The sequence below is a fragment of the Streptomyces sp. NPDC058246 genome (assembly GCF_042881985.1).
GTDB lineage: Bacteria > Actinomycetota > Actinomycetes > Streptomycetales > Streptomycetaceae > Streptomyces.
Map to the genome: position 1 here is coordinate 85,889 of NZ_JBHVWZ010000026.1, position 25,842 is coordinate 111,730.

At 71.0% G+C, this 25,842-nt stretch carries 22 protein-coding genes; 15 read left to right on the forward strand and 7 right to left on the reverse strand.

Annotated elements, in window-relative coordinates:
* Window positions 1–297: 297 nt before the first annotated feature.
* Complete coding sequence (locus ACFVXA_RS30310) at window positions 298–1,662, reverse strand: PucR family transcriptional regulator (RefSeq protein ID WP_390027724.1); 1,365 nt, start codon at window positions 1,660–1,662, stop codon at window positions 298–300.
* A 182-nt stretch (window positions 1,663–1,844) separates the two neighbouring features.
* On the opposite strand from ACFVXA_RS30310, the gene ACFVXA_RS30315 reads away from it, so the two are divergent.
* Together ACFVXA_RS30315 and pruA are read left to right on the forward strand one after the other, a co-directional pair.
* Window positions 1,845–2,771: a proline dehydrogenase family protein gene (locus tag ACFVXA_RS30315; RefSeq protein WP_383742875.1), complete on the forward strand. Its 927-nt coding sequence runs from the start codon at window positions 1,845–1,847 to the stop codon at window positions 2,769–2,771.
* A gap of 37 nt (window positions 2,772–2,808) precedes the next feature.
* Window positions 2,809–4,440, forward strand: coding sequence for an L-glutamate gamma-semialdehyde dehydrogenase (pruA, locus tag ACFVXA_RS30320; RefSeq protein WP_390027727.1), 1,632 nt, complete (start codon window positions 2,809–2,811; stop codon window positions 4,438–4,440).
* A 145-nt stretch (window positions 4,441–4,585) separates the two neighbouring features.
* Here pruA and ACFVXA_RS30325 read toward each other — a convergent pair whose 3' ends face one another.
* A complete protein-coding gene (locus ACFVXA_RS30325; protein WP_362026559.1) occupies window positions 4,586–4,792 on the reverse strand; it encodes a DUF5988 family protein in 207 nt (68 codons plus the stop codon).
* Window positions 4,793–4,796: 4 nt separating this feature from the next.
* Window positions 4,797–5,153 (reverse strand): hypothetical protein, encoded by a 357-nt coding sequence (locus ACFVXA_RS30330; RefSeq protein ID WP_362026562.1) that lies wholly within the window; start codon window positions 5,151–5,153, stop codon window positions 4,797–4,799.
* Between the two features lie 32 nt (window positions 5,154–5,185).
* Here ACFVXA_RS30330 and ACFVXA_RS30335 point away from each other — a divergent pair, with 32 nt between their 5' ends.
* Window positions 5,186–5,725 carry a GNAT family N-acetyltransferase gene (locus ACFVXA_RS30335; protein ID WP_383907399.1) on the forward strand — a complete coding sequence of 180 codons (540 nt, stop codon included), beginning with the start codon at window positions 5,186–5,188 and terminating at the stop codon, window positions 5,723–5,725.
* Window positions 5,726–5,752: 27 nt separating this feature from the next.
* Here the strand turns inward: ACFVXA_RS30335 and ACFVXA_RS30340 are convergent, their stop codons facing one another.
* On the reverse strand, window positions 5,753–6,751 hold the full coding sequence (locus ACFVXA_RS30340; RefSeq protein WP_390027730.1) for an NADP-dependent oxidoreductase: 999 nt from the start codon (window positions 6,749–6,751) through the stop codon (window positions 5,753–5,755).
* Between the two features lie 205 nt (window positions 6,752–6,956).
* Between ACFVXA_RS30340 and ACFVXA_RS30345 the strand changes: the two genes are divergently transcribed.
* Window positions 6,957–7,856, forward strand: coding sequence for a LysR family transcriptional regulator (locus tag ACFVXA_RS30345; protein WP_390027733.1), 900 nt, complete (start codon window positions 6,957–6,959; stop codon window positions 7,854–7,856).
* A 383-nt stretch (window positions 7,857–8,239) separates the two neighbouring features.
* Window positions 8,240–8,368 (forward strand): hypothetical protein, encoded by a 129-nt coding sequence (locus tag ACFVXA_RS30350; RefSeq protein WP_362026573.1) that lies wholly within the window; start codon window positions 8,240–8,242, stop codon window positions 8,366–8,368.
* A 136-nt stretch (window positions 8,369–8,504) separates the two neighbouring features.
* Here ACFVXA_RS30350 and ACFVXA_RS30355 read toward each other — a convergent pair whose 3' ends face one another.
* Window positions 8,505–10,064 (reverse strand): purple acid phosphatase family protein, encoded by a 1,560-nt coding sequence (locus tag ACFVXA_RS30355; RefSeq protein ID WP_390027735.1) that lies wholly within the window; start codon window positions 10,062–10,064, stop codon window positions 8,505–8,507.
* A 142-nt stretch (window positions 10,065–10,206) separates the two neighbouring features.
* Between ACFVXA_RS30355 and ACFVXA_RS30360 the strand changes: the two genes are divergently transcribed.
* Together ACFVXA_RS30360 and ACFVXA_RS30365 are read left to right on the forward strand one after the other, a co-directional pair.
* The gene (locus tag ACFVXA_RS30360) at window positions 10,207–11,250 is read left to right on the forward strand and encodes a 3-isopropylmalate dehydrogenase (protein WP_383742854.1); all 1,044 of its coding nucleotides are present in this window, start codon (window positions 10,207–10,209) and stop codon (window positions 11,248–11,250) included.
* A 267-nt stretch (window positions 11,251–11,517) separates the two neighbouring features.
* On the forward strand, window positions 11,518–12,606 hold the full coding sequence (locus ACFVXA_RS30365; RefSeq protein ID WP_362026583.1) for a branched-chain amino acid aminotransferase: 1,089 nt from the start codon (window positions 11,518–11,520) through the stop codon (window positions 12,604–12,606).
* A 238-nt stretch (window positions 12,607–12,844) separates the two neighbouring features.
* Here ACFVXA_RS30365 and ACFVXA_RS30370 read toward each other — a convergent pair whose 3' ends face one another.
* On the reverse strand, window positions 12,845–14,290 hold the full coding sequence (locus tag ACFVXA_RS30370; protein ID WP_390027738.1) for a cytosine permease: 1,446 nt from the start codon (window positions 14,288–14,290) through the stop codon (window positions 12,845–12,847).
* 168 nt (window positions 14,291–14,458) lie between these two features.
* Here ACFVXA_RS30370 and ureA point away from each other — a divergent pair, with 168 nt between their 5' ends.
* The 8 genes from ureA (at window position 14,459) to cimA (ending at window position 23,625) form a co-directional block, all read left to right on the forward strand.
* Window positions 14,459–15,169: an urease subunit gamma gene (ureA, locus tag ACFVXA_RS30375; RefSeq protein WP_362026589.1), complete on the forward strand. Its 711-nt coding sequence runs from the start codon at window positions 14,459–14,461 to the stop codon at window positions 15,167–15,169.
* Complete coding sequence (locus ACFVXA_RS30380) at window positions 15,166–16,836, forward strand: urease subunit alpha (protein WP_362026592.1); 1,671 nt, start codon at window positions 15,166–15,168, stop codon at window positions 16,834–16,836. Before ureA ends, ACFVXA_RS30380 begins: the two co-directional genes overlap by 4 nt.
* A 9-nt stretch (window positions 16,837–16,845) precedes the next feature.
* A complete protein-coding gene (locus ACFVXA_RS30385; protein WP_362026595.1) occupies window positions 16,846–17,883 on the forward strand; it encodes an agmatine deiminase family protein in 1,038 nt (345 codons plus the stop codon).
* Between the two features lie 34 nt (window positions 17,884–17,917).
* Window positions 17,918–18,508 (forward strand): TetR/AcrR family transcriptional regulator, encoded by a 591-nt coding sequence (locus ACFVXA_RS30390; protein WP_362026598.1) that lies wholly within the window; start codon window positions 17,918–17,920, stop codon window positions 18,506–18,508.
* Between the two features lie 269 nt (window positions 18,509–18,777).
* Window positions 18,778–20,133 carry a TolB family protein gene (locus ACFVXA_RS30395; RefSeq protein ID WP_390027740.1) on the forward strand — a complete coding sequence of 452 codons (1,356 nt, stop codon included), beginning with the start codon at window positions 18,778–18,780 and terminating at the stop codon, window positions 20,131–20,133.
* A 134-nt stretch (window positions 20,134–20,267) separates the two neighbouring features.
* Window positions 20,268–20,408: a hypothetical protein gene (locus ACFVXA_RS30400; protein ID WP_390027743.1), complete on the forward strand. Its 141-nt coding sequence runs from the start codon at window positions 20,268–20,270 to the stop codon at window positions 20,406–20,408.
* Window positions 20,409–20,436: 28 nt separating this feature from the next.
* On the forward strand, window positions 20,437–21,705 hold the full coding sequence (locus ACFVXA_RS30405; RefSeq protein WP_390027746.1) for a TolB family protein: 1,269 nt from the start codon (window positions 20,437–20,439) through the stop codon (window positions 21,703–21,705).
* Between the two features lie 315 nt (window positions 21,706–22,020).
* The gene (gene cimA, locus ACFVXA_RS30410; protein WP_362026609.1) at window positions 22,021–23,625 is read left to right on the forward strand and encodes a citramalate synthase; all 1,605 of its coding nucleotides are present in this window, start codon (window positions 22,021–22,023) and stop codon (window positions 23,623–23,625) included.
* A gap of 176 nt (window positions 23,626–23,801) precedes the next feature.
* On the opposite strand, the gene ACFVXA_RS30415 is transcribed toward cimA, so the two are convergent.
* Window positions 23,802–25,679: a ricin-type beta-trefoil lectin domain protein gene (locus ACFVXA_RS30415; RefSeq protein ID WP_362026612.1), complete on the reverse strand. Its 1,878-nt coding sequence runs from the start codon at window positions 25,677–25,679 to the stop codon at window positions 23,802–23,804.
* Between the last annotated feature and the right edge of the window lie 163 nt (window positions 25,680–25,842).

Genomic DNA, 25,842 nt, shown 5'->3' on the forward strand with positions numbered 1-25,842 from the left:
CCTGCCCACTGGAAAGGAGTGGGGTAAAGGATCGCGGACGACACCGTGAGCGCCGGAGCATTCTTGTACCGGATCGGCGCCGTAGGAATCTTGCGTGGACGACGGGCGCCGCCCGGACTCCTCACTGCCATGACGGAGACGGACCGAAGCACGGGCAGCACACGCCCGGTGAAGATCGAAAGAGACCTACGGAAGACCGCTACTGAACGGAGTCCTTGTCAACGGGATCGCGGATTTGCTGATCCACTGCTGACGAACCACCTTCATTGCCAACGAAGTCGCGGATGCTGGAACCGCTCAGAGCCGTGCCCCCTTCAACGCCATGTGCAGCAGCAGCCGGTCCTCGCCGTCGTCCAGGTCCAGCCCCGTCAGTTGCTCGACGCGCGACAGGCGGTAGTAGAGGGTCTGCCGGTGGATGCCCAACTCCGCCGCCGTGCGGCCTGCTTGGCCCGCGCAGTCGAGGAACACCTCTGCGGTGCGGGCGAGTTCGTGGTGGGCGGGGGCCAACAGCGTCCGTACGGCGGGGTCCTGGGCGGCCTCCGGAGGCAGCGAGGTCAGGAGGCGGAAGGGGCCGATGGACGCCCACTCGGCGACCGGGCCGAGGCGCGGCTCGGCCAGCGCGGCGCGCGCTGCGGCGGACGCCTCCTGCCAGGCGGCGCCCAGCTCGGCGAGACCGACTCGGGCGGCGGCCACTCCGGCCGTGGCCCGGCCCGCGCCACGGGCTCCGCCCGCACGGCCGCCCGCCGCCGTCCTGCCGCCCCCGGACCCGCCGCCTGCCACCGCTCCCGACCCCGCCGTGGCCCCGCCGCTCCTCGCCCTCGCGCCCGTGCCGTCTTCCGTGCGGCTCCCCCTGCCGCCCGTTCCGGGCCCGCCCTGCTCCCTCGAGTCGCGCGCCCCGCGCTGCCCCTCCGCCTCGCGGACGAAGCGGGAAGCCGCCGTCAGTGCCGGGGTCAGTACGTCCGGCGAGCGCAGCCGTACGAGCAGGGCCAGGCTCTGGCCGGTCGTCCCCCACGGCACCGTGCACAGGGCCGTCGCGCCCGGCACCGTACGGGCGGAAGGGGCGTCGTCCGGGTCCGCCGAGGGCCAGGGGGTCACGCAGACGACGGTGTGCAGGCCCTCGCCGCGCGGACCGAGGGCCGTACGGAGTTCGGCGACGGCCATGTCGCGCTGCCAGCCCCGCTCGGCGGTGAGGACGGCACGCAGCTCGCGGGTGAGGTCCGCGCCGGCCTGCGCCTCGTCCGCGAGCAGGGCGCCGATGCGGGAGGCGACGTCCATGGCGGCGGCCAGCTGGGCGTCGGTGGGGCCGGGATCGTCGTCGAGCAGCCAGACGTAGCCGAGGACGACACCCCGATGGCGTACGGGAAGACAGATCCGTCCCCGGTACACCCCCGCCTCCGGGGTCGGCGGGATACGGACCGGGCCGGTGGCGCGGGTGATGCCGAACCCCTCGAACCAGGTGCGGACCGCCGTGGTGGACCGGCGCGTGAGGATCGAGCGGGTGCGCACCGGGTCGAGCGCCGACGCGTCGAGCTCGCCCTCGCTGTCGTACGCGCCGAAGGCGATCAGCTCGAAGTCCCGGTTCTCCAGCGTGGCGGGGACACCGAGGAGCGCCGAGATCTCATCCACCAGCTCTTGGTAGTCGCCTCTGTATTCACCGCTCATCCGGGCATTCTGCCTCATTTCCGAGCGCCCTTCATACATCTGTCTGAGATCCAGTGCACGGATGCGTGACAGCTGTCGATGGCCGAGGATCGGAGGGATCCCTAGGTTTCACGGTGGTTCTCCGTGCCGTACCCGAATGGTCGGGATTCGGCCTCCTGCTGGCTTTGTTGTGGAGGTGCCCCGTGCTGGGTCCCGTGATTCTCGCCGCCTCGCGCAGCGACAAGTTGCGCCGTCTGATCTCGTCGGCCCCGGTGACCAAGCCGGTCGTCGACCGCTTCATCCCCGGCGAGACCGTCGACCAGGTCGTGCCGATCATCCAGGACCTCACGGGCAGGGGCCTGGAGGTCACGATGGACGTCGTCGGCGAGGACATCACGACCCCCGAGCAGGCCACGGCCGCCCGTGACGCGTATCTGGAGCTCATCCGGCGCCTCAAGGAGCTGGACCTCGGCACCCAGGCCGAGATGTCCGTCAAGCTCTCGATGTTCGGCCAGTCCCTGGAGGGCGGCCACGAGCTCGCGCTCGCGAACGTCCGCCCGGTCGTCGAGGCCGCCGCCGCGATCGGTACGACGGTCACGCTGGACGCGGAGGACCACACCACCCTCGACTCGATGTTCGCCATCCACGAGGAGCTGCGGAAGGACTTCCCGGGGACCGGCTGCGTCATCCAGGCCTACCTGTTCCGCACCGAGGCCGACGCCCGCCGCCTCGCCGCGAGCGGCAGCCGCGTACGCCTGGTGAAGGGCGCCTACAAGGAGCCCGCCGAGGTCGCCTACCAGCAGAAGGCCGAGACAGACAAGGCGTACGTCCGCATCCTGCGCATCCTGATGGAGGGCGACGGGTACCCGATGATCGGGTCCCACGACCCGCGTCTCATCTCCATCGCGCAGGAGCTGGCCCGGCGCGCCGGGCGCAAGCTGGACGAGTACGAGTTCCAGATGCTGTACGGCATCCGCAGCGACGAGCACCTTCGGCTCGCCGCCGAGGGCCACCGCATGCGGGTGTACACCGCGTACGGCACCGACTGGTACGGCTATTTCATGCGCCGCCTCGCGGAGAAGCCGGCCAACCTCCTCTTCTTCGCCCGCTCGATCCTCACCAAGGGCTGAGACCGAACCACCCGCTCATAAAGGAGTTACGGAACCCATGGACGCTGTGACCCAGGTCCCCACCCCCGTCAACGAGCCGGTGCACGGCTACGCCCCCGGCTCGCCCGAGCGCGCCCGCCTGGAGGCCAAGCTCAAGGAGCTGGCCGAGAACCCGATCGAGCTGTCGATGACCATCGGCGGCGAGAAGCGGCTCGGCGGCGGTGAGCGTTTCGAGGTCGTGCAGCCGCACAACCACAAGGCCGTCATCGGCACCGGCGCGCACGCCACGCAGCAGGACGCCCAGGACGCGATCGACGCGGCCCTCGCCGCCGCTCCGGCCTGGCGCGCGATGTCCTTCGACGACCGCGCCGCGATCATCCTGCGCGCCGCCGAGCTGCTGGCCGGTCCCTGGCGCGAGACCCTCGCCGCCTCCACCATGCTCGGCCAGTCGAAGACCGCCCAGCAGGCCGAGATCGACTGTCCCTGCGAGCTCGTCGACTTCTGGCGCTTCAACGTCAAGTACGCCCGTGACCTGCTCGCCGAGCAGCCCCCGGCGAACTCCCCGGGTGTCTGGAACCGCCTGGACCACCGCCCGCTCGAAGGCTTCGTCTACGCGATCACCCCCTTCAACTTCACGGCGATCGCGGGCAACCTGCCGACCGCGCCGGCGCTGATGGGCAACGTCGTCGTCTGGAAGCCGTCCCCGACGCAGACGCACGCCGCCGTGCTGCTGATGCAGCTCCTGGAGGAGGCGGGCCTGCCCAAGGGCGTCATCAACCTCGTCACCGGCGACGGCGTCGAGGTCTCCAAGGTCGCCCTGGCCCACCGTGACCTCGCGGGCATCCACTTCACGGGCTCGACCAAGACCTTCCAGTACCTGTGGAAGACGGTCGGCAACAACATCGAGAAGTACCGCTCCTACCCGCGCCTGGTCGGCGAGACCGGCGGCAAGGACTTCCTGGTCGCGCACCCGAGCGCCGACCGCGCCGTGCTGAAGACGGCGCTCACCCGCGGTGCCTTCGAGTACCAGGGCCAGAAGTGCTCCGCCACCTCCCGCGCCTACATCCCGGCCTCCATCTGGAACTCCGGTTTCAAGGAGGAGTTCGCGGCCGAGGTCGACTACCTGACCATGGGTGACGTCACCGACCTGTCGAACTTCATCGGCGCGGTCATCGACGAGCGTTCGTTCGCCAAGAACAAGGCGGCCATCGACCGCGCCAAGTCGGACCCGACCTGCGCGATCGTCGCGGGTGGCTCGTACGACGACTCGGTCGGCTACTTCGTGCGCCCGACCGTCGTCGAGTGCTCGGACCCGGAGAACGAGGTCTTCAAGACCGAGTACTTCGGCCCCTTCCTCGCGGTGCACGTCTACGAGGACGAGAACTACGACGAGATGCTGACCCAGATGGAGTCGGCGTCGGACTACGCGCTCACCGGCTCGGTCGTGTCCAACGACCGTGCGGCGGCCGCGTACACGATGGAGAAGCTCCGCTACGCCGCGGGCAACTTCTACATCAACGACAAGTCGACCGGCGCCGTCGTCGGCCAGCAGCCCTTCGGCGGCGGCCGCGCCTCCGGCACCAACGACAAGGCCGGCGCTCCGCAGAACCTGATGCGCTGGACCCTGACCCGCGCCATCAAGGAGACGCTGGTCCCGCCGACCGACTACGGGTACCCGCACATGGGCTGACACGCCCCGCACACCCGGGCCGGGAAGCCCGCCCCCGAGCAGGCTTCCCGGCCCGTTTCCATGTGCAGGCTTCCCGGCCCGTTTCCATGTCCGCCCGGGCAGCAGCGCGTTCGCGGACGAAGCCGGGCTGGTGGCGGGCGCTGCGTCACCCGGCGAATTCCGTCCGCTCCCACCACTCGTACACGGGCAGCCTGCCCTCCGGCGTGTCCGCGTGCCGTGGGGTCGCCCTGAAGTGTTCGTATCCGCCGCGGAACTCGATCTTCACATCCGTTCCGGGGGGCGGGATCGGGACGGTCCGTTCGGGCAGATCATCAGGGCCGCCCTCGAGAAGTGCCTTGGCCGTGTCGCTCATGACGTCACCGTTCCCCTCGCCGGAGCCCGATGTCGCATGCCGCGCGGAGGATCAGTCGTGTGGCCGATCCGCTGCTCGGCCCTCGTCCGCCGTACTCGGAGATCAGGCCGGGCTGGATGCCGGGCTGCCCGGGGCGGCCCGGCGCCGCCGCGTCGTGCTCGTACCCGACCGGACCGGCGAGGCTCGGGTCCCAAACGCCGTGCGCCGCGGCCCTGGACCGGATGCGGCACGTGTACTCCCTCAGTCCGATCCGCTCCGCGAACTCGCCTGTGATCTCGGCCAGTTGGGTGCAGGCGTTCGAGAATTCACCGGACGCCGGTGCCGTCGAGCGGCCGGAACCCAGGTGGCCGGGGGCGACCACGACCGCCGTCCGCGCCCCGTGATACTGGGCCGATGACCACCCGACTGCGTACCGCCCACACGGCGGACCTCACCCCGGCCGAACTCCGCGCCGCCCGCACCCTCCTGGACGACGCCTTCGACGGGGGATTCAGCGACGAGGACTGGGATCACGGACTCGGCGGCATCCATGTCCTCGTGCACGACGAGCGGGGCCTCGCGGCGCACGGCTCGGTGATCCAGCGGCGCGTCCTGCACCGCGGCCGCTCGCTGCGCGTCGGGTACGTGGAGGCGGTCGGGGTCCGTGCCGACGCGCGCCGCACGGGTCTCGGCGGCCGGGTGATGGCCGAGGTGGAGCGGATCGTCGAGGGGGCGTACCCGCTCGGGGCGCTCTCCGCGAGCGAGGAGGGGGCCGCCCTGTACGCGGCCCGGGGCTGGCAGCTCTGGCCCGGCCGGATCTGCGCGCTCGGCCCGGACGGCATCGTGCGCCTCCCGGAGGAGGAGGGCACCACATACCTGCGACCCTCCTCGGCCGGCCCCCTCGACCCGGCCTACGACCTGGTCTTCGACTGGCGTGACGGCGACGTGCTCTGACGCCACGCCCCGGGGCGGCCGTGCCGGTCACCGGGAGGCGTGCCGGACGATCATCTTGCCCGTGTTGCCGCCTCGTAGCATCGACAGGAACGCCTCCACGATCCGCTCGAAGCCGTCGACGACGGTCTCGTCCGGCACGAGACGGCCACTGAGCAGATGCGGTACGGCGAACTCGTACAACTCCGCCTGCACGTCCTGGTAGTCACGCACCAGGAAACCCTCGACGCGCAGGCTCTTCTCCACGACGTCGGCGTGATTGAAGAGCACCGGCGGGGCGTCCGGGGTGTTGTACTGGCCGACCGTGCCGACCCGCACCACCCGGCCGCGCTCGCGCAACGCGCCGACGGCCGCACCGAGTTGGGCGCCTCCGACGTTGTCGACGAACACGTCGATGCCGTCCGGGGCCGCCTTGCCGAGGAGTTCGGCCGCGGCACCCGCGTGATGGTCGAAGGCCTCGTCGTAGCCGACCCGTTCCCTCAGGTACCTCACCTTCGCCGGGCTGCCCGCGCTGCCCACCAGCCGTCCGGCCCCCAGCAGCCGTGCGAACCGCCCGGTCGCCGTACCGACCCCGCCCGAGGCGGCCGAGACGAACAGGTCCTCGCCTTCCCGCAGTCGGGCGATCCGCGTCAGACCGACGTACGCGGTCAGGCCGGTGCCGCCGAGCACGCTCAGATACGCGGACAGCGGTACGCCGTCGTGGTGCGGGAGGCGTCTGGTCTCCTCCGGGCGTACCACGGAGTGGGTGCGCCAGCCCGCGCGGTGGAAGACGATCTCCCCCTCCGGGAGCGCCGGATCCCGGGACTCGATCACGCGGCCGAGGGTCCGGCCCTCCAGCGGGGCGCCGAGCGCGAAGTCGCCGTCCATCATCTCGCGGTGGTAGGGATCGACGGACCAGTAGAGGTTCTCCACGAGTGCCGTGCCGGGTGCGGGCTCGGGCACGGGCGACTCCGCGAAGCGGAAGTGGCCCGGGGCCGGGAAACCGGTCGGGCGGGCAGTCTGCTGGACGGTGAGCGCGATGTCGTTCATGGGAAGGGACCGTAGGAAGGAATGCCGGCTCCGGGCAGAGGGTTGCGCTCATACGACGGCCACTTCCATGAGCCGTGTTCATAGCAGCAGGCAGCAGGCAGCAGGCAGCGGGCAGCAGGCAGCAGGCAGTGGGCAGCAGGCAGCAGGCAGCGGGCAGCAGGCAGCGGCGGTCGGCAGAGCCGTACGGCGCCAAGGGGGGACCTTCATGAGCACAGCCGACCTCGCCCCGCGGGAGCTGCGGACTCTGGTGGCCGTCGCCGGCGAGGGCGGGTTCTCGGCGGCGGCCCTGACGCTCGGCACGACCCAGTCCGCGGTCTCCCACGCGGTACGCGGCATCGAACGCAAGGTGGGTGTCGTGCTGTTCGAGCGCGGACGGCACGGGGCGCGTCCCACCGCGGCGGGCGAGCGGGCGGTGGCGCACGCGCGGCGGGTGCTGCGGATGCTGGACACGCTGGTCGCGGAGGCGCGGGGTGCGGGCGCGGGTCCCGACGGCGGGGACACCGTCGCCGGGCCGCTGCGCATCGCCGCCTTCCGGAGCGCGGCACTGCATCTGCTGCCGCCCGCGCTGGAACGGCTGGCCGTCCGGCACCCCGGGATCGAGCCGAGCGTGCGCGTCGTACGGGAGGTGGGGCCCGGCACCGCGGGGGAGGTGTCCGAGGGGCGAGCGGACGTCGGGATCGCCATACTCGGCACGAGCACCCCGGTGCCGCCGGAACTGGTCGGTGACGTACTCCTGGAGGAGCCCTACGCCCTGGTGCACCCGGCCGGTCATCCGGACCCGCGCTCGCTGCCGCTGGTCGACTGGACCGAGAACTGCTCGTCCTACACCCGGACTTGGTGGGCCGCGCAGGACTGGATCCCCTGCGCGACGATTCGCGCCGAAGACGACGGAGCAGTGCTCTCGATGGTGAGCAGTGGTCTCGGAATGGCGATCATGCCCGCGCTGTCCCTCACGAGTGCACCGCTCACCACCGAGATCACCGATCTCGGTCCGGAGCGCCCGACCCGCTCCGTCGGCTACGTCACGACGCCGGAACTCGCCAGGACGGTCGCGGTCCGGGCGCTGATCAGGGAGTTGCGGGGCCTGCGTGTGCGGGGAGGGTGACCTCGGAGGCCATGCTCGGCGGACGCCGTCGCGTTCGTGGCCCTCGGCGCGCTCTGCCTGATCCGATGGTGGGCGCCCCGCGGCTGCACACCCCGCGGCGGGTGATGTCGTGCGGACTGTCGTCCCAGGTCAGGGCGGGGTGCCCCGATCCGCCGTCTCAGATAGTAGGAAGTCCGAGTAATTGTGGAGACAGATGTCCGCTCCTCGCTTAGCTTTGTAGGAGCCGAACGTCTCGCTCGACCAAGCGAATGGCGGTCGTGAGCCGGAGCCTTTGGCAGGCAACCCCTGCGGCACCGCTCCCCGCCCCTTCCGGCGTCTCGTATCCCTCACCGCATTTCCGGTGGCCCCTCCGGGCCGCGCCGGAGGCAAGGAGTCGATTCACCATGGCCGAGACGACCGTCCGCCGAGTCCGCCACATCTCCCGTACGAGTGAGTCCGACCGCAAGAACGCCGCCGCCGCGCTCCAGCGCGCCCTCGACCGCAGGGACAACGGCGGCGAGACGGGCCACTGACCCGCCCGCTGCACCTCGATACCGGGAGCCGCACCCGCGCGGGGTGCGGCGCGAGGCACCCGCCCCGCGCCGTACCCCGCAGTGCCCGGCCTCCGCGCCGTACGCCCCAGTGCCCGGCCGCCGCGCCGCGACGTGCTCACCCGCCGCGCCGCACCTCGAAGTAGTCGATGCGCTCGCCGCTCTGCGCGAGTGCGGAGACCTTGAGCTTCGGTGCCGTGCCCGTCTCCGCCTCCACCGAGAGGAAGGAGTAGCCGGTGTACCGCACGCGCGACCACTCCACGGTGTCCTTGTTCTGCTGCTGGGACGACGTCCAGTGGAAGGTGTCCACGGAGTCGTGGCGGGTGACCTTCCCCTCGTAGCTGTCCCGCACCCCGTCGGGGAACCGGTACAGGCTCTTGCCCGCGCCGCCCGCCGTCACGTACACGATCCCGTCCCGTGTCGGATCGGTCGACGCGCCGATCGGCACCTGCCTGCCCACGGCGCCGCCCTTGATGGCGTCGGTCCGCTCGTACACGTGGTTGTGCCCGTTGATCACCAGGTCCACCTGGTGCTTGGTGAACAGCGGCAGCCAGGCGTCCCGTACACCCCCGTCGGAGGCGTGCGTCGACGTCGAGTACGCGCAGTGGTGGAAGAAGACGACGACGAAGTCGGCGGACTTCCGCAGCTCACCCAGCCGCCTGTCCAGCCACGCCGTCTGCTTGCCGTCCGTGTAGCCCCGGTTGGCGGGGATCTCGTACGACACGTCGTTCGCGTCCAGCGCCACGATCCCGACGTTGCCGTACGTGAACGAGTAGACGCCCGGCGCTTTCCGGGCGTCGAAGCCGCTGTCCGGGAGCGACCAGCGCGCGGACTGGCCCCCGTACCCGTTCGGCGAGTACCACGCCTCCATGTCATGGTTGCCGGTCGTCACCATCCACGGCACCGACTTCGCCACCGACTCGGTCTGCCGGAGGAACCGGTCCCAGTCGCCGGGGTCGTAGCCGTCCGAATCCTTGCCGAGGCCGACCACGTCCGCGTAGCAGATGTCGCCCGCGTGCAGATGGAAGGCCGGCCGCCGGCCGAGGATCACCTTGTCGTTGGCGAGCGCGTCCGGTGTGACGCCCTGGTCGCCGAAGGCGGTGAACACGAACTTCTCGGGGGTGGCGGGTGCCGTGCGGAACTGGCCCACCGTGGCGTGCCGTTCCTTGGACGCGGGGTCGAATCCCTCGTGGCCGACGCCGTAGTAGTACGTCGTGCCGGGGCGCAGGCCGTCCAGCGCCGCGTGCAGGTAGTACTGGTCCAGGGCGAGCCGCTGCCCCGGCACTCCCGGTGTGTGCAGGTCGCGGACCTCGGCCTCGATCTTCCGGCTCAGCCCCCAGGGCGTCAGCCCCACGCGCACATACGGCTTCCTGACCGCGAACGGCACCTGCCAGGAGATCCGCATCTGGGTCCTGGGGTCCGCGCCGAAGGCGAGGTGGCGGCCGAAGGGGGTGACGACGGAGCCGGGCACGCGACTGGTGGCGGTGCCCGGCGTCGCGCCGGCCGGGCGCGTCGGCGTACCCGAGGAGCACCCGGCCAGCAGCCCGCCGCCCGCGAACGCGCCGGCCGTGATCAGCGCACGGCGCCGGGTGAGCTCGGTCCGCAGGTGCTCGTGCTGCTCCGCCATGCTCATCCGGCGTGCGAGCTGCTCGGGAATCCCGACGTCAGGGGTGTCCATGTTCGAGAACTTCCCAGCAAGTCCCAACGTGCGCCATACGTACGGGTGAACGCAGACTTACGAGTCCCCGCCGCGACACTCCGCCATGTCCGTATGGCGGACACCTCGTGTCATCCCATGGGACAAGGAGTACGGTGCCGTCATGTCTCGCAGCATCAATCTCGCAGTGATCCCCGGTGACGGCATCGGCCAGGAAGTCGTGGCCCAGGGGCTCAAGGTCCTCTCCGCCGTCCTTCCGCAGGATGTGAAGCTGGAGACCAAGGAATTCGACTTCGGCGCGCGGCGATACCACGCCACCGGTGAGACCCTCACCGACGCTGACCTGGACGCCCTGAAGCAGCACGACGCGATCCTGCTCGGCGCGATCGGCGACCCCTCGGTCCCGTCCGGCGTCCTGGAGCGCGGCTTCCTGCTCAAGCTCCGCTTCGCCTTCGACCACCACGTCAACCTGCGTCCCTCGAAGCTGCTGCCGGGTGTCGCCACCCCGCTGGCCGGCCAGCCGGAGATCGACTTCGTCGTGGTCCGCGAGGGCACCGAGGGCCCGTACACCGGCAACGGCGGCACCATCCGCAAGGGCACCCCGCACGAGGTCGCCACCGAGGTCTCGGTGAACACGGCCTTCGGTGTCGAGCGGGTCGTCCGTGACGCCTTCGCCCGTGCGCAGGCCCGCCCGCGCAAGAAGCTGACGCTGGTCCACAAGAACAACGTGCTGACCTTCGCGGGCCACCTGTGGACGAACGTCTTCAACAAGGTGGCCAAGGAGTTCCCCGAGGTCACCACCGACTACATCCACGTCGACGCGGCGACGATCTACCTCGTCACCGACCCGGCGCGCTTCGACGTGATCGTCACCGACAACCTCTTCGGCGACATCATCACCGACCTCGCCGCGGCCGTCTCCGGCGGCATCGGCGTCGCCGCCTCGGGCAACATCAACCCGAGCGGCGAGTTCCCCTCGATGTTCGAGCCCGTGCACGGCTCGGCGCCCGACATCGCGGGCCAGGGCAAGGCCGACCCCAGCGCCACCGTCCTGTCCGTCGCCCTGCTGCTGCGCCACCTCGGCTACGAGGCCGAGGCCGCCCGCATCGAGGACGCCGTCTCCGCCGACCTCGCCGAGCGCGTGGGCAAGCCCGCCCGCAGCACCGAGGAAATCGGCGATGCGCTCGCCGTACGAGTAGCCGGCTGACCCGCCGCTGCACATACGTTTCGCAGAAGCCGCCGGGTCGCATCCGCACCCGGCGGCTTTTCCTATGCCCTCGCCGGGTGCCACCATCAACCCCTGGGCAAGCCCGAGGGCCGCATTCACGCCGTTTCCGTCCACGGCCTCCCGCGGGCGATAATCGAACGCGGAGCCGCGGAATGAGGGAATGCTCGGACGTCCTAACACTGGCCACTGGCAGTTCGGGGCGTGAGCGCGGCCCGTCACACACAACCGGTGAAGGACAAACCACTCATGACGCAGCCCACGATCGAGCTCAAGCCCTCCGCCACTCCGCTCTCCGCCGCGGAGCGCGAGGCGATCCTGGCCAACCCCGGGTTCGGCCGCCACTTCACCGATCACATGGTGACGATCAAGTGGACGGAGGGCCGTGGCTGGCACGACGGCCAGCTCGTTCCGTACGGCCCGCTCTCCCTCGACCCCGCCAACATGACCCTGCACTACGCGCAGGAGATCTTCGAGGGCCTCAAGGCCTACCGCCAGCCCGACGGCTCCGTCGCCACCTTCCGTCCCGACAAGAACGCCCGGCGCTTTCAGGCCTCCGCCCGTCGGCTCGGTATGCCGGAGCTGCCGGTGGAGACGTTCATCGAGGCCTGTGACGTGCTCGTCCAGCAGGACCGCGACTGGGTTCCCGCGCACGGCGGCGAGGAGTCCCTGTACCTCCGCCCCTTCATGATCGCGACCGAGGTCGGCCTGGGCGTGAAGCCCGCCAACGAATACCTCTTCCTCGTCATCGCCTCGCCCGCCGGCGCGTACTTCGCGGGCGGCGTGAAGCCGGTCTCCATCTGGCTCTCCGAGGACCGCGTCCGCGCCGTCCCCGGCGGCATGGGCGACGCCAAGACGGGCGGCAACTACGCCGCCTCGCTGCTCGCCCAGGCCGAGGCCGCCGCCAAGGGCTGCGACCAGGTCTGCTACCTCGACGCGGTCGAGCACAAGTGGATCGAGGAACTCGGCGGGATGAACCTGTACTTCGTGTACGGCGACAAGATCATCACGCCGTCGCTCACCGGCTCCATCCTGGAGGGCGTCACCCGCGACTCGCTGCTGACGGTCGCCCGCGACCTCGGCTACCGGTCCGAGGAGGGCCGTGTCTCCCTCGACCAGTGGCAGCGTGACGCGGAGAACGGCACCCTGACCGAGGTCTTCGCCTGCGGCACCGCCGCCGTCATCACCCCCGTCGGCACGGTCAAGCGCACGGGCGCCGAGTGGAAGCAGTCCGGCGGCGAGCCCGGCGAGGTCACCCTGAAGCTGCGCGAGGCGCTGCTGGACATCCAGCGGGGGATCGCGGCGGACAAGCACGGGTGGATGCACCCGCTGGGCTGAGGGCCTGAGGGCCTGAGGGCCTGAGGGCCTGAGGGCCGGAAGGCCTGACGGTCTGGGGGCCTGACGGTCTGACGGCCTGACGGCCTGACGGCCTGAGGGCCTGAAGAACTGACGTGAGGCGGGGCCCGCACCGGCGTACACCGGTGCGGGCCCCCTCGTTTCCGCCCCCTCGGGCCGGGCGCTCTTCCGCGTTCTCTGCGCGTTCGCGCGCGTTCTCGCGCGCTCGCGCGTTCTCGCGTCAGGACGCCACGGGTGCCCCCTCGTGTTCCGCCGCGTCCGCAGGCACCGGCACCTGGGCCGTCCGCGCCGTCCGCGCCGTCAACGCCAGGTAGACGGCCCCGCCCACCAGCCCCGACAGCACGAAGCTGCAGTCCACGCCGCCCGTCAGGGACAGCAGTGGGCCCTGGTAGGAGGGGAGGGACACCGCGAGCAGGCCGGTGAAGGCGCCGAGGGCCCAGGCCACCGCGGCCTGGACGTTCCAGCCGCCGCGGTACCAGTAGACGCCGCCCCGGGAGCGGCGGTTGAAGACCTGGAGGGCGTCGGGGTCGTAGACGCCGCGGCAGCGGGCGAAGCCGATGAGGGTGATGACGGCCCAGGGGGTGCCGATGGCGGTCAGCAGGAGGACGAACGACGTCATCGCGGACTGCGCGTTCCAGGCGTAGTGGCCGACGAAGACGCAGACCGTGGCGACGATCGCGACCGTGTAGGTGGCTCGGGCACGGGAGGCGCGCGGCAGGATCGCGTCCAGGTCGAGGCCCATGGAGTAGAGCATCAGGCCCGCGTTGCCGACCGAGCCCGCGGAGGCGGCGAGCAGGAGCGGGACCAGGTACCAGGTGGGGGAGGCGGAGACCAGCGGGCCCGCGTAGTCGAGCGCCGCGCGCGCCGCGTACGCCGTGAAGGTGCCGAAGAGCTGGGGGACGAGGAGACCGGCGCACAGGCCCAGCCAGGTGGCGTGCAGGACGGTGCGGGAGGTGTGGCGGGTCGGGGAGATGTAGCGCGTGTAGTCGCCGAGGAGCGTGATGAAGGCGATCGGGCCCGACAGGCCCGCCGCCACCGCCGCCAGCAGCCAGGTCGGCCAGAAGGAGCCGAGCAGATAGCCGCCGGTCTCCGGGAGCGGGGAGGTGGTGAAGTGCGGGGCGTACGCGATCACGCCCACGATCAGCAGGGCTGTCATGCCGATCGCGAGGACCCGGGACATGGCGAGCAGGACCCGGTAGCCGTACACCGCGCCCGCCACCGTCGCCGTGGCGAGCACTCCGTACACCACCGCGTACGACACACCCGACGCCGGCAGTCCGAACAGGCGGTGCAGGACTCCGACCATCACGTCGCCGCCGATCCACACGGTCAGCGCGGTGTAGCCGAGCGCGAGGAGCAGGCCGACGACCGAGCCGACCAGCCGTCCGCGTACGCCGAACTGGGCGCCGGAGGAGGTGGAGAGGTTCGTCGCGGTACGCAGCGACACCAGGGCCAGCGGTGCCGTCAGCGCGGTGCCGACCACCGTGCCCACCACGATCGAGCTCACCGACGCCCACCAGCCGAGCCCGAAGGACGGCGGCAGCCAGCCGAAGATGATCACGCCGAGACACAGGTTGGACCCCAGCAGGATCGACATCAGGTCACGTGGACCACTGGTGCGTTCCTCGTCGGGGATCGTGTCGACTCCGCGCTGTTCTATCGGCATGGCTGGTCTCCTTCGATCGGCCGCCAGAAAGCTCACCCAGGCGATGGGAGAATGTTTGAGCGACGTTCAATGTGACCTCTCAGAAGGTCACCCGTCAATGTTTCCGTTTCATGAATCTGCCGTTTAGAGTGATGTTCTAAAGCGAGGAAGGCAAGGAGGTGTCGTGGCGTGAGACTGACCCCCACGGAGCGTGACCGGCTGCTGCTGTTCTCGGCCGCCGAACTGGCGCGGGCCCGCAAGGCGCGCGGCCTCAGGCTCAACGTGCCCGAGGCGACCGCGCTCATCGCGGACACCGTCTGCGAGGCCGCCCGCGACGGGCGCCGGCTCGCGCAGGCCATCGAGGCGGCCCGGTCGGTGCTCGGCCCCGACGACGTCCTGCCGGGTGTCGCGGACGTCGTCACCGAGGTGCATGTCGAGGCCGTCTTCGACGACGGTTCACGGCTCGCGGTCGTCAGCGACCCCATCGGCGGCGGACTCGCGGACCAGGCCCCGGGTGCCCTGCTGCCGGGGCCCGCGCACGCCGAGGCCGAGGCGGACGTACGGATCCTGGTCACCAACACGGCCACGGTCCCGGTCTCCGTCACCTCCCACTTCCACTTCTTCGAGGCCAACCCGCGGCTCGACTTCGAGCGGGCCCTCGCCTACGGGCGGCGGCTCGCCGTCCCCGCCGGATCGTCCGTCCGCTTCGGGCCGGGCGAAAGCGTCGAGGTCGGGCTGCTGCCCATCGGGGGCGAGCGGATCGCGATCGGGTTCGCCGGTCTGGTCGACGGGCCGCTGGACGCGCCCGGAGCGAAGGAAGAGGCCCTGCGCAGGGCAGCCGCCTGCGGTTATCTGGGAGCGGCGGCTCCCGGGGGCGAGTTCGAGGGAGCGATGCGATGAATCCGTACGAGTACGCGGCCACCCACGGCCCGCGCGCCGGCGACCGGGTCCGCCTGGGCGACTCGGGGCTGACGATCCTCGTCGAGTCCGACGCCCAGCGCTACGGCGACGAGTTCCTCGCCGGCTTCGGCAAGACCGCCCGCGACGGACTGCACCTCAAGGCCGCCGCCGTCCGTGAGACCTGCGACGTCGTCATCAGCAACGTGGTGGTGATCGACGCGGCACAGGGGATCCGGAAGGTCTCCATCGGCATCCGCGAGGGGCGGATCTGCTCGATCGGACGGGCCGGGAACCCCGACACCCTCGACGGCGTCGACGTCGTGGTCGGCACCGGCACGTCCATCGTGTCCGGCGAGGGGCTCATCGCCACCGCCGGAGCCGTCGACACGCATGTCCATCTGCTGTCGCCGCGCATCATGGAGGCCTCGCTGGCCTCCGGCGTGACCACCATCATCGGCCAGGAGTTCGGCCCGGTGTGGGGCGTCGGCGTCAACTCTCCCTGGGCGCTGCGCCACGCCTTCGGCGCCTTCGACGCCTGGCCGGTCAACATCGGCTTCCTCGGGCGGGGTTCCTCGTCCTCGGACGCGCCCCTGGTCGAGGCCCTCGCCGAGGGCGGCGCGAGCGGCTTCAAGGTCCACGAGGACATGGGCGCCCACACCCGCGCGCTCGACACCGCGCTGCGCGTCGCCGAGGACCACGACGTCCAAGTCGCCCTGCACAGCGACGGGTTGAACGAATGCCTGTCCGTCGAGGACACGCTGCGGGTCCTCGACGGACGGACGATCCACGCCTTCCACATCGAGGGCTGCGGCGGCGGGCACGTACCGAACGTGCTGAAGATGGCGGGAGTGGCGAACGTCATCGGCTCCTCCACCAACCCGACCCTGCCCTTCGGCCGGGACGCGGTCGCCGAGCACTACGGGATGATCGTCTCCGTCCACGATCTGAAGACCGACCTGCCCGGCGACGCCGCCATGGCCCGCGACCGGATCAGGGCCGGCACGATGGGCGCCGAGGACGTGCTGCACGACCTGGGCGCGATCGGCATCACCTCGTCGGACGCCCAGGGCATGGGCCGCGCGGGCGAGACCGTCCGCCGGACCTTCGCGATGGCCGGCAAGATGAAGGCCGAGTTCGGCGCCCCCGAGGACCACGACAACGAGCGCGTCCTGCGCTACATGGCCAAGCTGACCATCAACCCCGCCATCGCGCACGGCCTCGCCCACGAGGTCGGCTCCCTCGAGGTCGGCAAGCTCGCCGACATCGTGCTGTGGCGGCCCGAGTACTTCGGCGCCAAGCCGCAGCTGGTCCTGAAGTCCGGCTTCCCGGCGTACGGCGTGGTCGGCGACCCGAACGCGGCCACCGACACCTGCGAACCCCTCGTCCTGGGGCCGCAGTTCGGGGCGCACGGGGCGACCCCCGCCGAGATCTCGGTCGCCTTCGTCGCCCAGGCCGCCGTCGACCAGGGCCACGACACGATGCCGACGCGCAGGCGCCGGGTCGCTGTCCGCGGCACCCGCGGCATCGGCCCCGCCGACCTGCGGCTCAACTCCCGTACCGGAGCGGTCGATGTCGACCAGCGCACCGGCCTGGTCACCCTCGACGGGGACCCGCTGCGCTCCGAACCCGCCGACTCCGTGTCCCTCAACCGTCTGTACTTCCTGTAAGGATCACCCATGTCTGCTGCCGCCGACGGCTTCCGTATGCCCGCCGAGTGGACCCCGCACGAGCGCACCTGGATGGCGTGGCCGGGCCCCAACCCCACCTTCGACAACCCCGACGACCTCGCCGAGTCGCGCCGGGCGTGGGCGGGCGTGGCCCGTGCGGTCCGCCGCTTCGAGCCGGTCACGGTCGTCTGCGGTCCGGGGCAGTCCCAGGAGGCAGCCGCACTCCTCGGTCCCGGCATCGACATCGTCGAACGCGAACTCGACGACGCCTGGATGCGTGACATCGGCCCCACCTTCCTCACCAATGGGCAGGGCGAACTCGCCGCCGTGGACTGGACGTTCAACGGCTGGGGCGCACAGGACTGGGCCCGCTGGGAGCACGACGCCAAGATCGGCGCGTACGTCTCGGACCTCGCGGGCGCGAAGACGTACGCCTCGCAGCTGGTCAACGAGGGCGGCGCGATCCATGTCGACGGCGAGGGCACCGTGCTGCTCACCGAGACCGTGCAGCTCGGGCCCGAGCGCAACCCCGACTGGACCCGTGAGCAGGTCGAGGCGGAGATCCACGCCCAGCTCGGCACCCGCAAGGCGATCTGGCTGCCGCGCGGACTGACCGGCGACTACCCGCCGTACGGCTTCGGCACCCTCGGCCATGTCGACATCGTCGCCGCCTTCGCCCGCCCCGGTGTGATCGTCGCCCACTCCCAGCAGGACCCGGCGCACCCCGACCACGAGATCAGCAAGGAGATCATCGGGTTGCTGGGCGCGCAGACCGACGCCCGCGGGCGTCGCCTGGAGGTCGTCGAGGTGCCCGCCCCGACCGTCCTGGAGGCAGACGGGCACTGGGCCGACTACTCCTACATCAACCACTACCTCTGCAACGGCGGCGTCGTGCTCTGCGGCTTCGACGATCCGCGCGACGAGATCGCGGCCGGGATCTTCCGCCGGCTGTTCCCGGAGCGGACGGTGACGCTGGTGGACGCCCGTACGATCTTTGCGGGCGGGGGAGGCATCCACTGCATCACCCAGCAGCAGCCGAAGGTCTGAGGGCCGAAGGCCCGGGGAACGACAGGAGTCAGGGATGGCCGGTGCGCGAAAGAACGCGCCTCCGCGGGAGGACGTGCTCGCCGCCGCCATGGACATGATCGCCGAGCGCGGTCTGGAGAAGCTCACCATGGCGGCGCTCGGCCGCGAGGTCGGCATGAGCAGCGGCCATCTCCTCTACTACTTCCGCTCCAAGGACGAGCTGCTGCTGCAGACCCTGGAGTGGAGCGAGGGCCGCCTCGGCGCCGAGCGCAGCCGACTGCTGGCCGCGCGGGGAACCGCCCGCGAGCGCCTCGACGCGTACGTCGACCTGTATGTCCCCGACGGCCACCGCGACCCGCACTGGACGCTCTGGCTGGAGGTCTGGAACCGCTCGCAGAACGCCGACGACGCCGCCCGCGAGCGCCAGGTCGCCATCGAGGGCGCCTGGCACCGGGACCTGGTGGCCCTGCTCGCCGAGGGCGTCTCGCGCGGCGAGTTCCGTGCCGTCGACCCGGACCGTGTCGCCGCCCGGCTGCGTGCCCTCCTCGACGGCTTCTCCATCCATGTGGCGATCGGCCTGCGCGGCACCGATCGCGGCCAGATCCTGTCCCACGTACGGGAGTTCCTGGACGAGTCGCTCGGCTGACGACCGGTCGACTGCGGGACCGGCGGCTGTGCGTCCGGCGACTGCGGGTCCGGCGGCTGTGCGTCCGGCGGCTGTGCGTCCGGCGACTGCGGGACCGTCGGCTGCGCGTCCGGCGTGCGCGGACGGTCGATCAGGCGCCCGGGTTGTACGTAATCGAGCGCATTGACCCGGGGTGTGTGGTGCGGTTGCATCCAGGTGTGCCCCCGGTGCGGGACCGGGGGCCGACACGATTTCGGGGGGAAATCATGTCCAGTGCCGCACGTGTGTCCTTGGCGACGTTAGTGGCGGCCGTGCTCGCGGGCGCCGCCCTGCCCGCCGCGCACGCCGATTCCGCGCACGCCGGTTCCACACACGCCGCTTCCGCGCCGTCCGGCTCCGCGCGGTCCGGCTCCGCGCGGTCCGGCTCCGCGCACGCCGGTTCCGCCGCGCCGCGCACCGCGCGGGTGAGCGTCGCCACCGGCGGACACCAGGGCGACGGCGCCTCCGCCGCGCCCGCGATAAGCGCCGACGGCCGCTACGTGGCGTTCACGTCGGCCGCCGACAACCTCGTGCGCGGGGACAGGAACGGTGTCGCCGACGTCTTCGTCCGCGATCTGCGCACCGGCCGCACGCAGCGGATCGCCGAGGGCCCGGCCGACGAACCCGCGCTCAGCGCGGACGGCCGGTACGTCGTCTTCGCCACGACAGCCGCGCTCGTGAAGGCCGACGACAACGGCCTCGACGACATCTACCTCTACGACCGCAGGACACACCGGACCCAGCGCATCAGCACCGGTCACGCGGACGCGCCTCCCCGCTACAAGCTCAACTATTCGCCAACGATCAGCGCGAACGGCCGGTTCGTCACGTACGCCACCTCGACCCCGGACGCCGCGCCCGGCGACACCAACGGCCGGGACGACGCGATCGTCCTCGACCGGAAGACCGGCCGCACCGAGCTGGTCCAGTACCGCACCGACGGCGCACTCGGCGACAGCGACTCCGGGGCGACCTCGTTCAGCGCGGACGGCCGCTTCGTCGCCTTCGACACGGCGGCCCAGCTGGATCCGTCGCACGACTTCACCCACGCGCTGAACGTGTACGTGCGCGACCGGGCGAAAGGCACGACGGAGCAGGTGAGCCTGCCCACCCGCTACGTCTACAAGAAGAGTTCGTGGGGCGGATCCATCAGCGCGAACGGCCGCCTGGTGGCCTTCTCCTCCAACGTGAACTCCCTCGTGCCCGGCGACACCGACTTCTTCACCGACGTGTTCGTCTTCGACCGGGACCGGCGCACGACCGTGCGTGTGAGCACCGCCGCCGACGGCACCTCGCCCGACGGACCCAGCCAGGGCGCGATCCTGAGCGCGGACGGCCGCCGGGTCGCCTTCGTCTCCAGCGCGAGCAACCTCGTCCCCGGCGACACGAACGGCGTCCCCGACGTCTTCGTCAAGGACCTGAAGACCGGTGCCGTCGAACGCGTCAGCCTCGCCGCCGACGGCAGCCAGGCCGACGGCCCCACGGACGCCGTGTCCCTGAGTCGCGACGGCCGGGCCGCCTTCTCCTCGACGGCCGGCAACCTCGTCCCCGGCGACACCAACGGCGTCGCCGACATCTTCGTACGGCACCTGGGAGCTCACCGGTGAGACCCGTGCCGCGGAGCGCAGCCCTGGCCGCCGCGCTCACCCTGACCGTCCTCCCGGCGCACGCCGCACCGGCGGCACCCAGCGGGTGAGCACGGACACCGCTCCTCGACCGGCGCGGCGGCGCTCGGCACGACGTGGCCCCGGCGGGAGCGACCGCCCTCCCGGGCGCGGTCACCCGTCACGGCCGTGCCGTCGTCTTCACCACCGGGGCTGACGACCTGGTGGGGGAGGACACCAACGGGGCCGTGGACGTGTTCACAGACCACATCCACTGACCGATCACCATCTCAGGGGGAACAGATCTTGTACGCCAGCACACGCACCGCCGCGCTCGCGGCCGCCGTCGTCGCCGCCACCGTGGCGCTGACCGGCCCCTCGGCAGGCGCCGCCCCCGGGGGCCCGCACACCGAGCGGGTCACCGTGTCGGCCACGGGGGAGCAGGGCACGGGGAGTTCCACCGGCCCCTACCTCAGCGCCGGCGGCCGCTACGCGGCGTTCGGCTCGGAGGCGCCGAACCTCGTCCCGGGCGACACGAACGACGCACCGGACGCCTTCGTCCGCGACCTGCGCACGGGTCGCGTGGAGCGGGTCGGCGTCGCCACGGGCGGCGCCCAGGCCGACCGCGGTTCCCAGGCCGTGGCCATCAGCGCCGACGGGCGGTACGTGGTGTTCGTCTCGACGGCCACCAACCTCGTCGACCGGCCCGTGCCCGGGCCCGACTGGGCGCAGGACGTCTACGTGCACGACCGGCGCACGGGCCGTACCGAACTGGTCAGCAAGGCGCCGGGCGGGGTGTCCGCCTACGCGCACGGCGACGCCGCGATCTCCGACGACGGCCGGTACGTCGCCTTCAACGCCCGGCCCAGCCAGATGGAGACCGGCACGAGCGTCATCTACCCGGCCGTGTACGTCACCGACCGCCGCACCGGGACCGTCGAGCGGATCAGCAACCGCGACCAGCCGACCCGTGGCTCCTACCACCTGGACCTGAGCGCCGACGGCCGCTACGTGGCGTACACGCAGAACGACCCGCGCGGTGGGACGGGCCCGCTGATGGTGCACGACCGCCGCACCGGCACCGAGGAACAGGTCAACGTCACACCGGACGGCAGCCCCGGCAAGGTGTACGGCCTCGACCCCTCCCTGTCGGCGGACGGCCGCTCCATCGCCTTCTCCTACCGCGGCGACGACCTCGTCCCCAACGGCGCCGTCAACACCGGCACCTACGTACGCGACCTGCGAACGCACACCACCCGGGCCGTCGTCCACGACGGCCCGGGCGGCCCCGGGGTCATCTCCGCGCCGCGGATCAGCCGCGACGGCCGGTACGTGGCCTACCCGTTCCGGGAGCCGCAGGGGCAGGACAACATCTACGTGCGGGATCTGCGCACCGGCACCTCCCGCCTGGCCAGCGTGGCGGCCAGCGGCGGGCCCGTCACCGACGAAGGCGTCTACGTGACCTCGTTCGGCGGTCGCGGAGGCACGCTCCTCGGCCTCGGCTCCGGCTCCGCGCAACTGGTCGCCGGCGACACGAACGGCGCGACCGACGGCTTTGTGCGCCGACTGCGCTGAATCAGCTGAATCACCCGCGGCTCGCATGGTGAGACACCGGTGAGCACGGGGGCGGACTGTGCCAGACTGCCCCCGTGCTCTCGTTCGCCATGATTATTGGCAGCAGGCGCGCCGGTCCGCAGTGACCGCCACGTACGACCAGGTACGGGCGGACACCGTCGTCCTCGACCCGCGCGCAGACCTCTCGCACCCGCGAGGGGTTTTTCGCTTTTCTGGCCCACCTTCAGCCGGGAGCGCAGCGCGAGGGATCATTGGGGGACGGTGGAGCCGGTCATTCCGGTACAGACCGAGATCCGACATCAGGAGCCAGAGACCATGACGGACACCAGCGAACTCGACGATTCGTTCCACGTCTTCGACACGACGCTGCGCGACGGCGCGCAGCGTGAGGGCATCAACCTCACTGTGGCGGACAAGCTGGCCATCGCACGGCACCTGGACGACTTCGGCGTGGGCTTCATCGAGGGCGGCTGGCCCGGCGCCAACCCGCGCGACACCGAGTTCTTCGCCCGCGCCCAGCAGGAGATCGACTTCAAGCACGCCCAGCTCGTCGCGTTCGGCGCCACCCGCCGGGCGGGCGGCAAGGCGAGCGAGGACCCGCAGGTCAAAGCGCTCCTGGACTCCGGCGCCCAGGTGATCACCCTCGTCGCCAAGTCGCACGACCGGCACGTCGAGCTGGCTCTGCGCACCACCCTCGACGAGAACCTGGAGATGGTCCGCGACACCGTCTCCTACCTGTGCTCGCAGGGCCGCCGGGTCTTCGTCGACTGCGAGCACTTCTTCGACGGCTACCGCGCCAACCCCGCGTACGCCAAGGCCGTGGTCCGCGCCGCCTCCGAGGCCGGCGCCGCCGTGGTCGTGCTCTGCGACACCAACGGCGGCATGCTTCCCGCCCAGGTCCAGGCGGTCGTCGCCACGGTCCTCGCCGACACCGGCGCCCGGCTCGGCATGCACGCCCAGGACGACACCGGCTGCGCGGTCGCCAACACCCTCGCCGCGGTCGACGCGGGCGCGACCCACGTGCAGTGCACGGCGAACGGCTACGGCGAGCGGGTCGGCAACTCGAACCTGTTCCCGGTCGTCGCGGCCCTGGAGCTCAAGTACGGCAAGAAGGTCCTCCCCGAGGGCGCCCTGCGCGAGATGACCCGCATCTCCCACGCGATCGCCGAGGTGGTCAACCTCACCCCGTCCACGCACCAGCCGTACGTAGGCGTCTCGGCCTTCGCCCACAAGGCGGGCCTGCACGCCTCCGCGATCAAGGTCGACCCGGACCTGTACCAGCACATCGACCCCGAGCAGGTCGGCAACACCATGCGGATGCTGGTCTCCGACATGGCGGGCCGCGCCTCCATCGAGCTCAAGGGCAAGGAGCTCGGCGTCGACATCAGCGGCGACCGCGAACTGGTCGGCCGGGTCGTCGAGCGGGTCAAGGAGCGCGAGCTCAAGGGCTACACGTACGAGGCGGCCGACGCCTCCTTCGAGCTGCTGCTCCGCGCGGAGGCCGAGGGCAAGGCCCGCAGCTACTTCGAGGTGGAGTCCTGGCGGGCCATCGTCGAGGACCGCCCCGACGGCAGCCACGCCAACGAGGCCACGGTCAAGCTCTACGCCAAGGGCGAGCGCATCGTCGCCACCGCCGAGGGCAACGGCCCGGTCAACGCCCTGGACCGCGCCCTGCGGGTCGCCCTGGAGAAGATCTACCCCCAGCTCGCCAAGCTGGAGCTCGTCGACTACAAGGTCCGCATCCTGGAGGGCAAGCACGGCACGTCCTCCACGACCCGAGTCCTCATCTCCACGTCCGACGGCACGGGCGAGTGGTCCACGGTCGGCGTGGCGGAGAACGTCATCGCCGCCTCCTGGCAGGCACTGGAGGACGCGTACACGTACGGCCTGCTGCGGGCGGGGGTCGAGCCGGCGGAGTAGGTGGTCTGTGGTTCCAGCCCCTCCGGCGTCTGAGGAGCGGGCCTGGGGAGCGGGGTCTGGGGCGGAGCCCAGGAAGACAGGAAGAGAAGGCAGGAAGAGAAGACAGGAAGAAGGGACGGGCAGGGGCGGAGGGGGCGAAAAAATCTCCCCACCCCCACCCCACCCGTCCCGCACCCCTACTGCAGATGCCACTTCTGGTTGGCCGCCCCCGTGCAGGTCCAGATCTGCGCCCGAGTCCCGTTCGCCGACGAATTCCCTGTCACATCAAGGCACTTGTTGGCCGCGGTATTGACGACATCCCCGGTGGTGGAGTTGTACGACCACCGCTGAGCCCCCGAACCGTTGCAGTCGTAGAGCTGGACCTGTGCCCCGTCGGCGGTCGACGCCGAGGTCACGTCCAGGCACTTGCCCAGTGCCTGGACGGAACCGTCGGCCTGCACCGTCCACCGCTGCGCGGTCGAGCCGTTGCAGTCGTAGAGCTGCACCGCCGTGCCGTTGGTGCTCGAACCCCCGGCCACATCGAGGCACTTGCCGGCCAGCCCGACGAAGGCCCCCGACTGGCTGCCGCCCCCGCCCTGCGTCCCCGACCAGGTGAACGTCGCCGACGTCTTGCCCGGCAGCGAGTACGTCGCGTGCTGCGAGCCCCAGTTGATGGTCACGGTCTTCGCGGTCGACGCGTCGTTGTACGCGATCAGCGCCTTCGACCCGTCCGGGTTGCGCCACGCGACGTTCGGCACCGACGAGCTCGCGGTCGACGCGATGCGCTGCGCGCCCGGCCGTACGAACTTCGTCAGATGCCCCATCGTGTAGTACTCGATGGTGTAGTCGACCGTCCCGCTCTGGCCGTCACCGTTGTGGACCGTGATGAGCCCGGTGCAGGTACCGCAACCCCCGTTGTGCGGACCCATGTTCTGGTCCACGGCCAGCGACCACTTCGTCACCGACTTCGCCCAGTTCCGGGTGTAGTCGACGATGTTGAGCATGTCCTCGCGCTGCTGGTTGGCGATCCAGGTGCCGCCCGAGTGCTCGGTCCCGAAGGCGTCCAGCGTGGGGTACTGGTTGTGGACGGTGGTCTGCTTGGTGACGTCGCCGCCGTAGCCGTGCCAGGCGATCCCGCCGAAGTTCGGGTGCGAGCGCACCGCCGCGTCGTCGACGGTCTGGGCGGCGTACGAGTCGTACACGTCCCAGTTCCAGTCGTGCGCGAGGACCTTCGTGGACAGCCCCGCCGCCTGGAGCTTCGGCAGCAGCTCGCTCTTCGTGAAGTAGGCGAGGCCCGAGGCGTTCCAGCTCATCGAGGGGTATCCGGAGCAGCACGTCGGCTCGTTCTGCGCCGTCACGTACGACACCGGCACGCCCTGGTCCCGGTACGCCTGGAGGTACTTCACGAAGTACGAGGCGTACGCCCCGTAGTCCTCCGACTTCAGCCAGCCGCCGTTGAGCGACCCGCTGTCCTTCATCCAGGCCGGCGCCGTCCACGGCGAGGCCATCACGGTCAGCGAGGGGTTCAGCTGGAGCGCCTGCTTGGTCAGCGGCACCACATCCGCAAGGTCGTGTGCGATCGAGAACTTGGTCAGGTTCGGGTCGGTCTGCCCGGCCGGCACGTCGTCGTAGCTGTAGCCGTACCGTGCCAGGTCCGACGCGCCCATCGGATTGCGCAGGAAGGACAGACCGATGCCGTCGGTCGGCGAGAACAGCTTCGTCATGGTGGCGTTGCGCGTGGTCTGCGACAGTGCGCCGCTGCTGTTCATCAGCCATGCCGCGGTGTCCGTGAAGGACGCGCCGCCGCCGGTGAAGGTCTGGTATCGGGTGTTCTCGTCGACGCTGATGTTCTCGCCGCTGCCCCCGCTGCCGGACTGGAAGGCGAATGGCGTTTGCGCCTGCAATCCACGGGTGACATGGCGGCCGCCGGTGTCGTCCGTCGTGGTCAGCCAGGCCGTGACCTGCTCGCCCGCGGCGTGCGCGGGCACCGAGCCGACAGTGGTCAGCCCGGCGGTCGTCAGCAGCCCGGCCAGCAGCAGCCGTGCCGTCCGGGTGGGTCTACTCAGGAGGCTCATGGGCGCCGCCCTTCTGGGAGTGGGGGAGTGGGGCGTGCGAGGCGTGAGTAAATGACGGCTGCGGACGCGCGTCAAGGGGGTGCGCGTTCACAGTCTGAAGGAACAACGGCCCTGTTCCGGCTGCCGATTGGCTGTGTACCGGTTCTGACGTGAAGTCTTGACG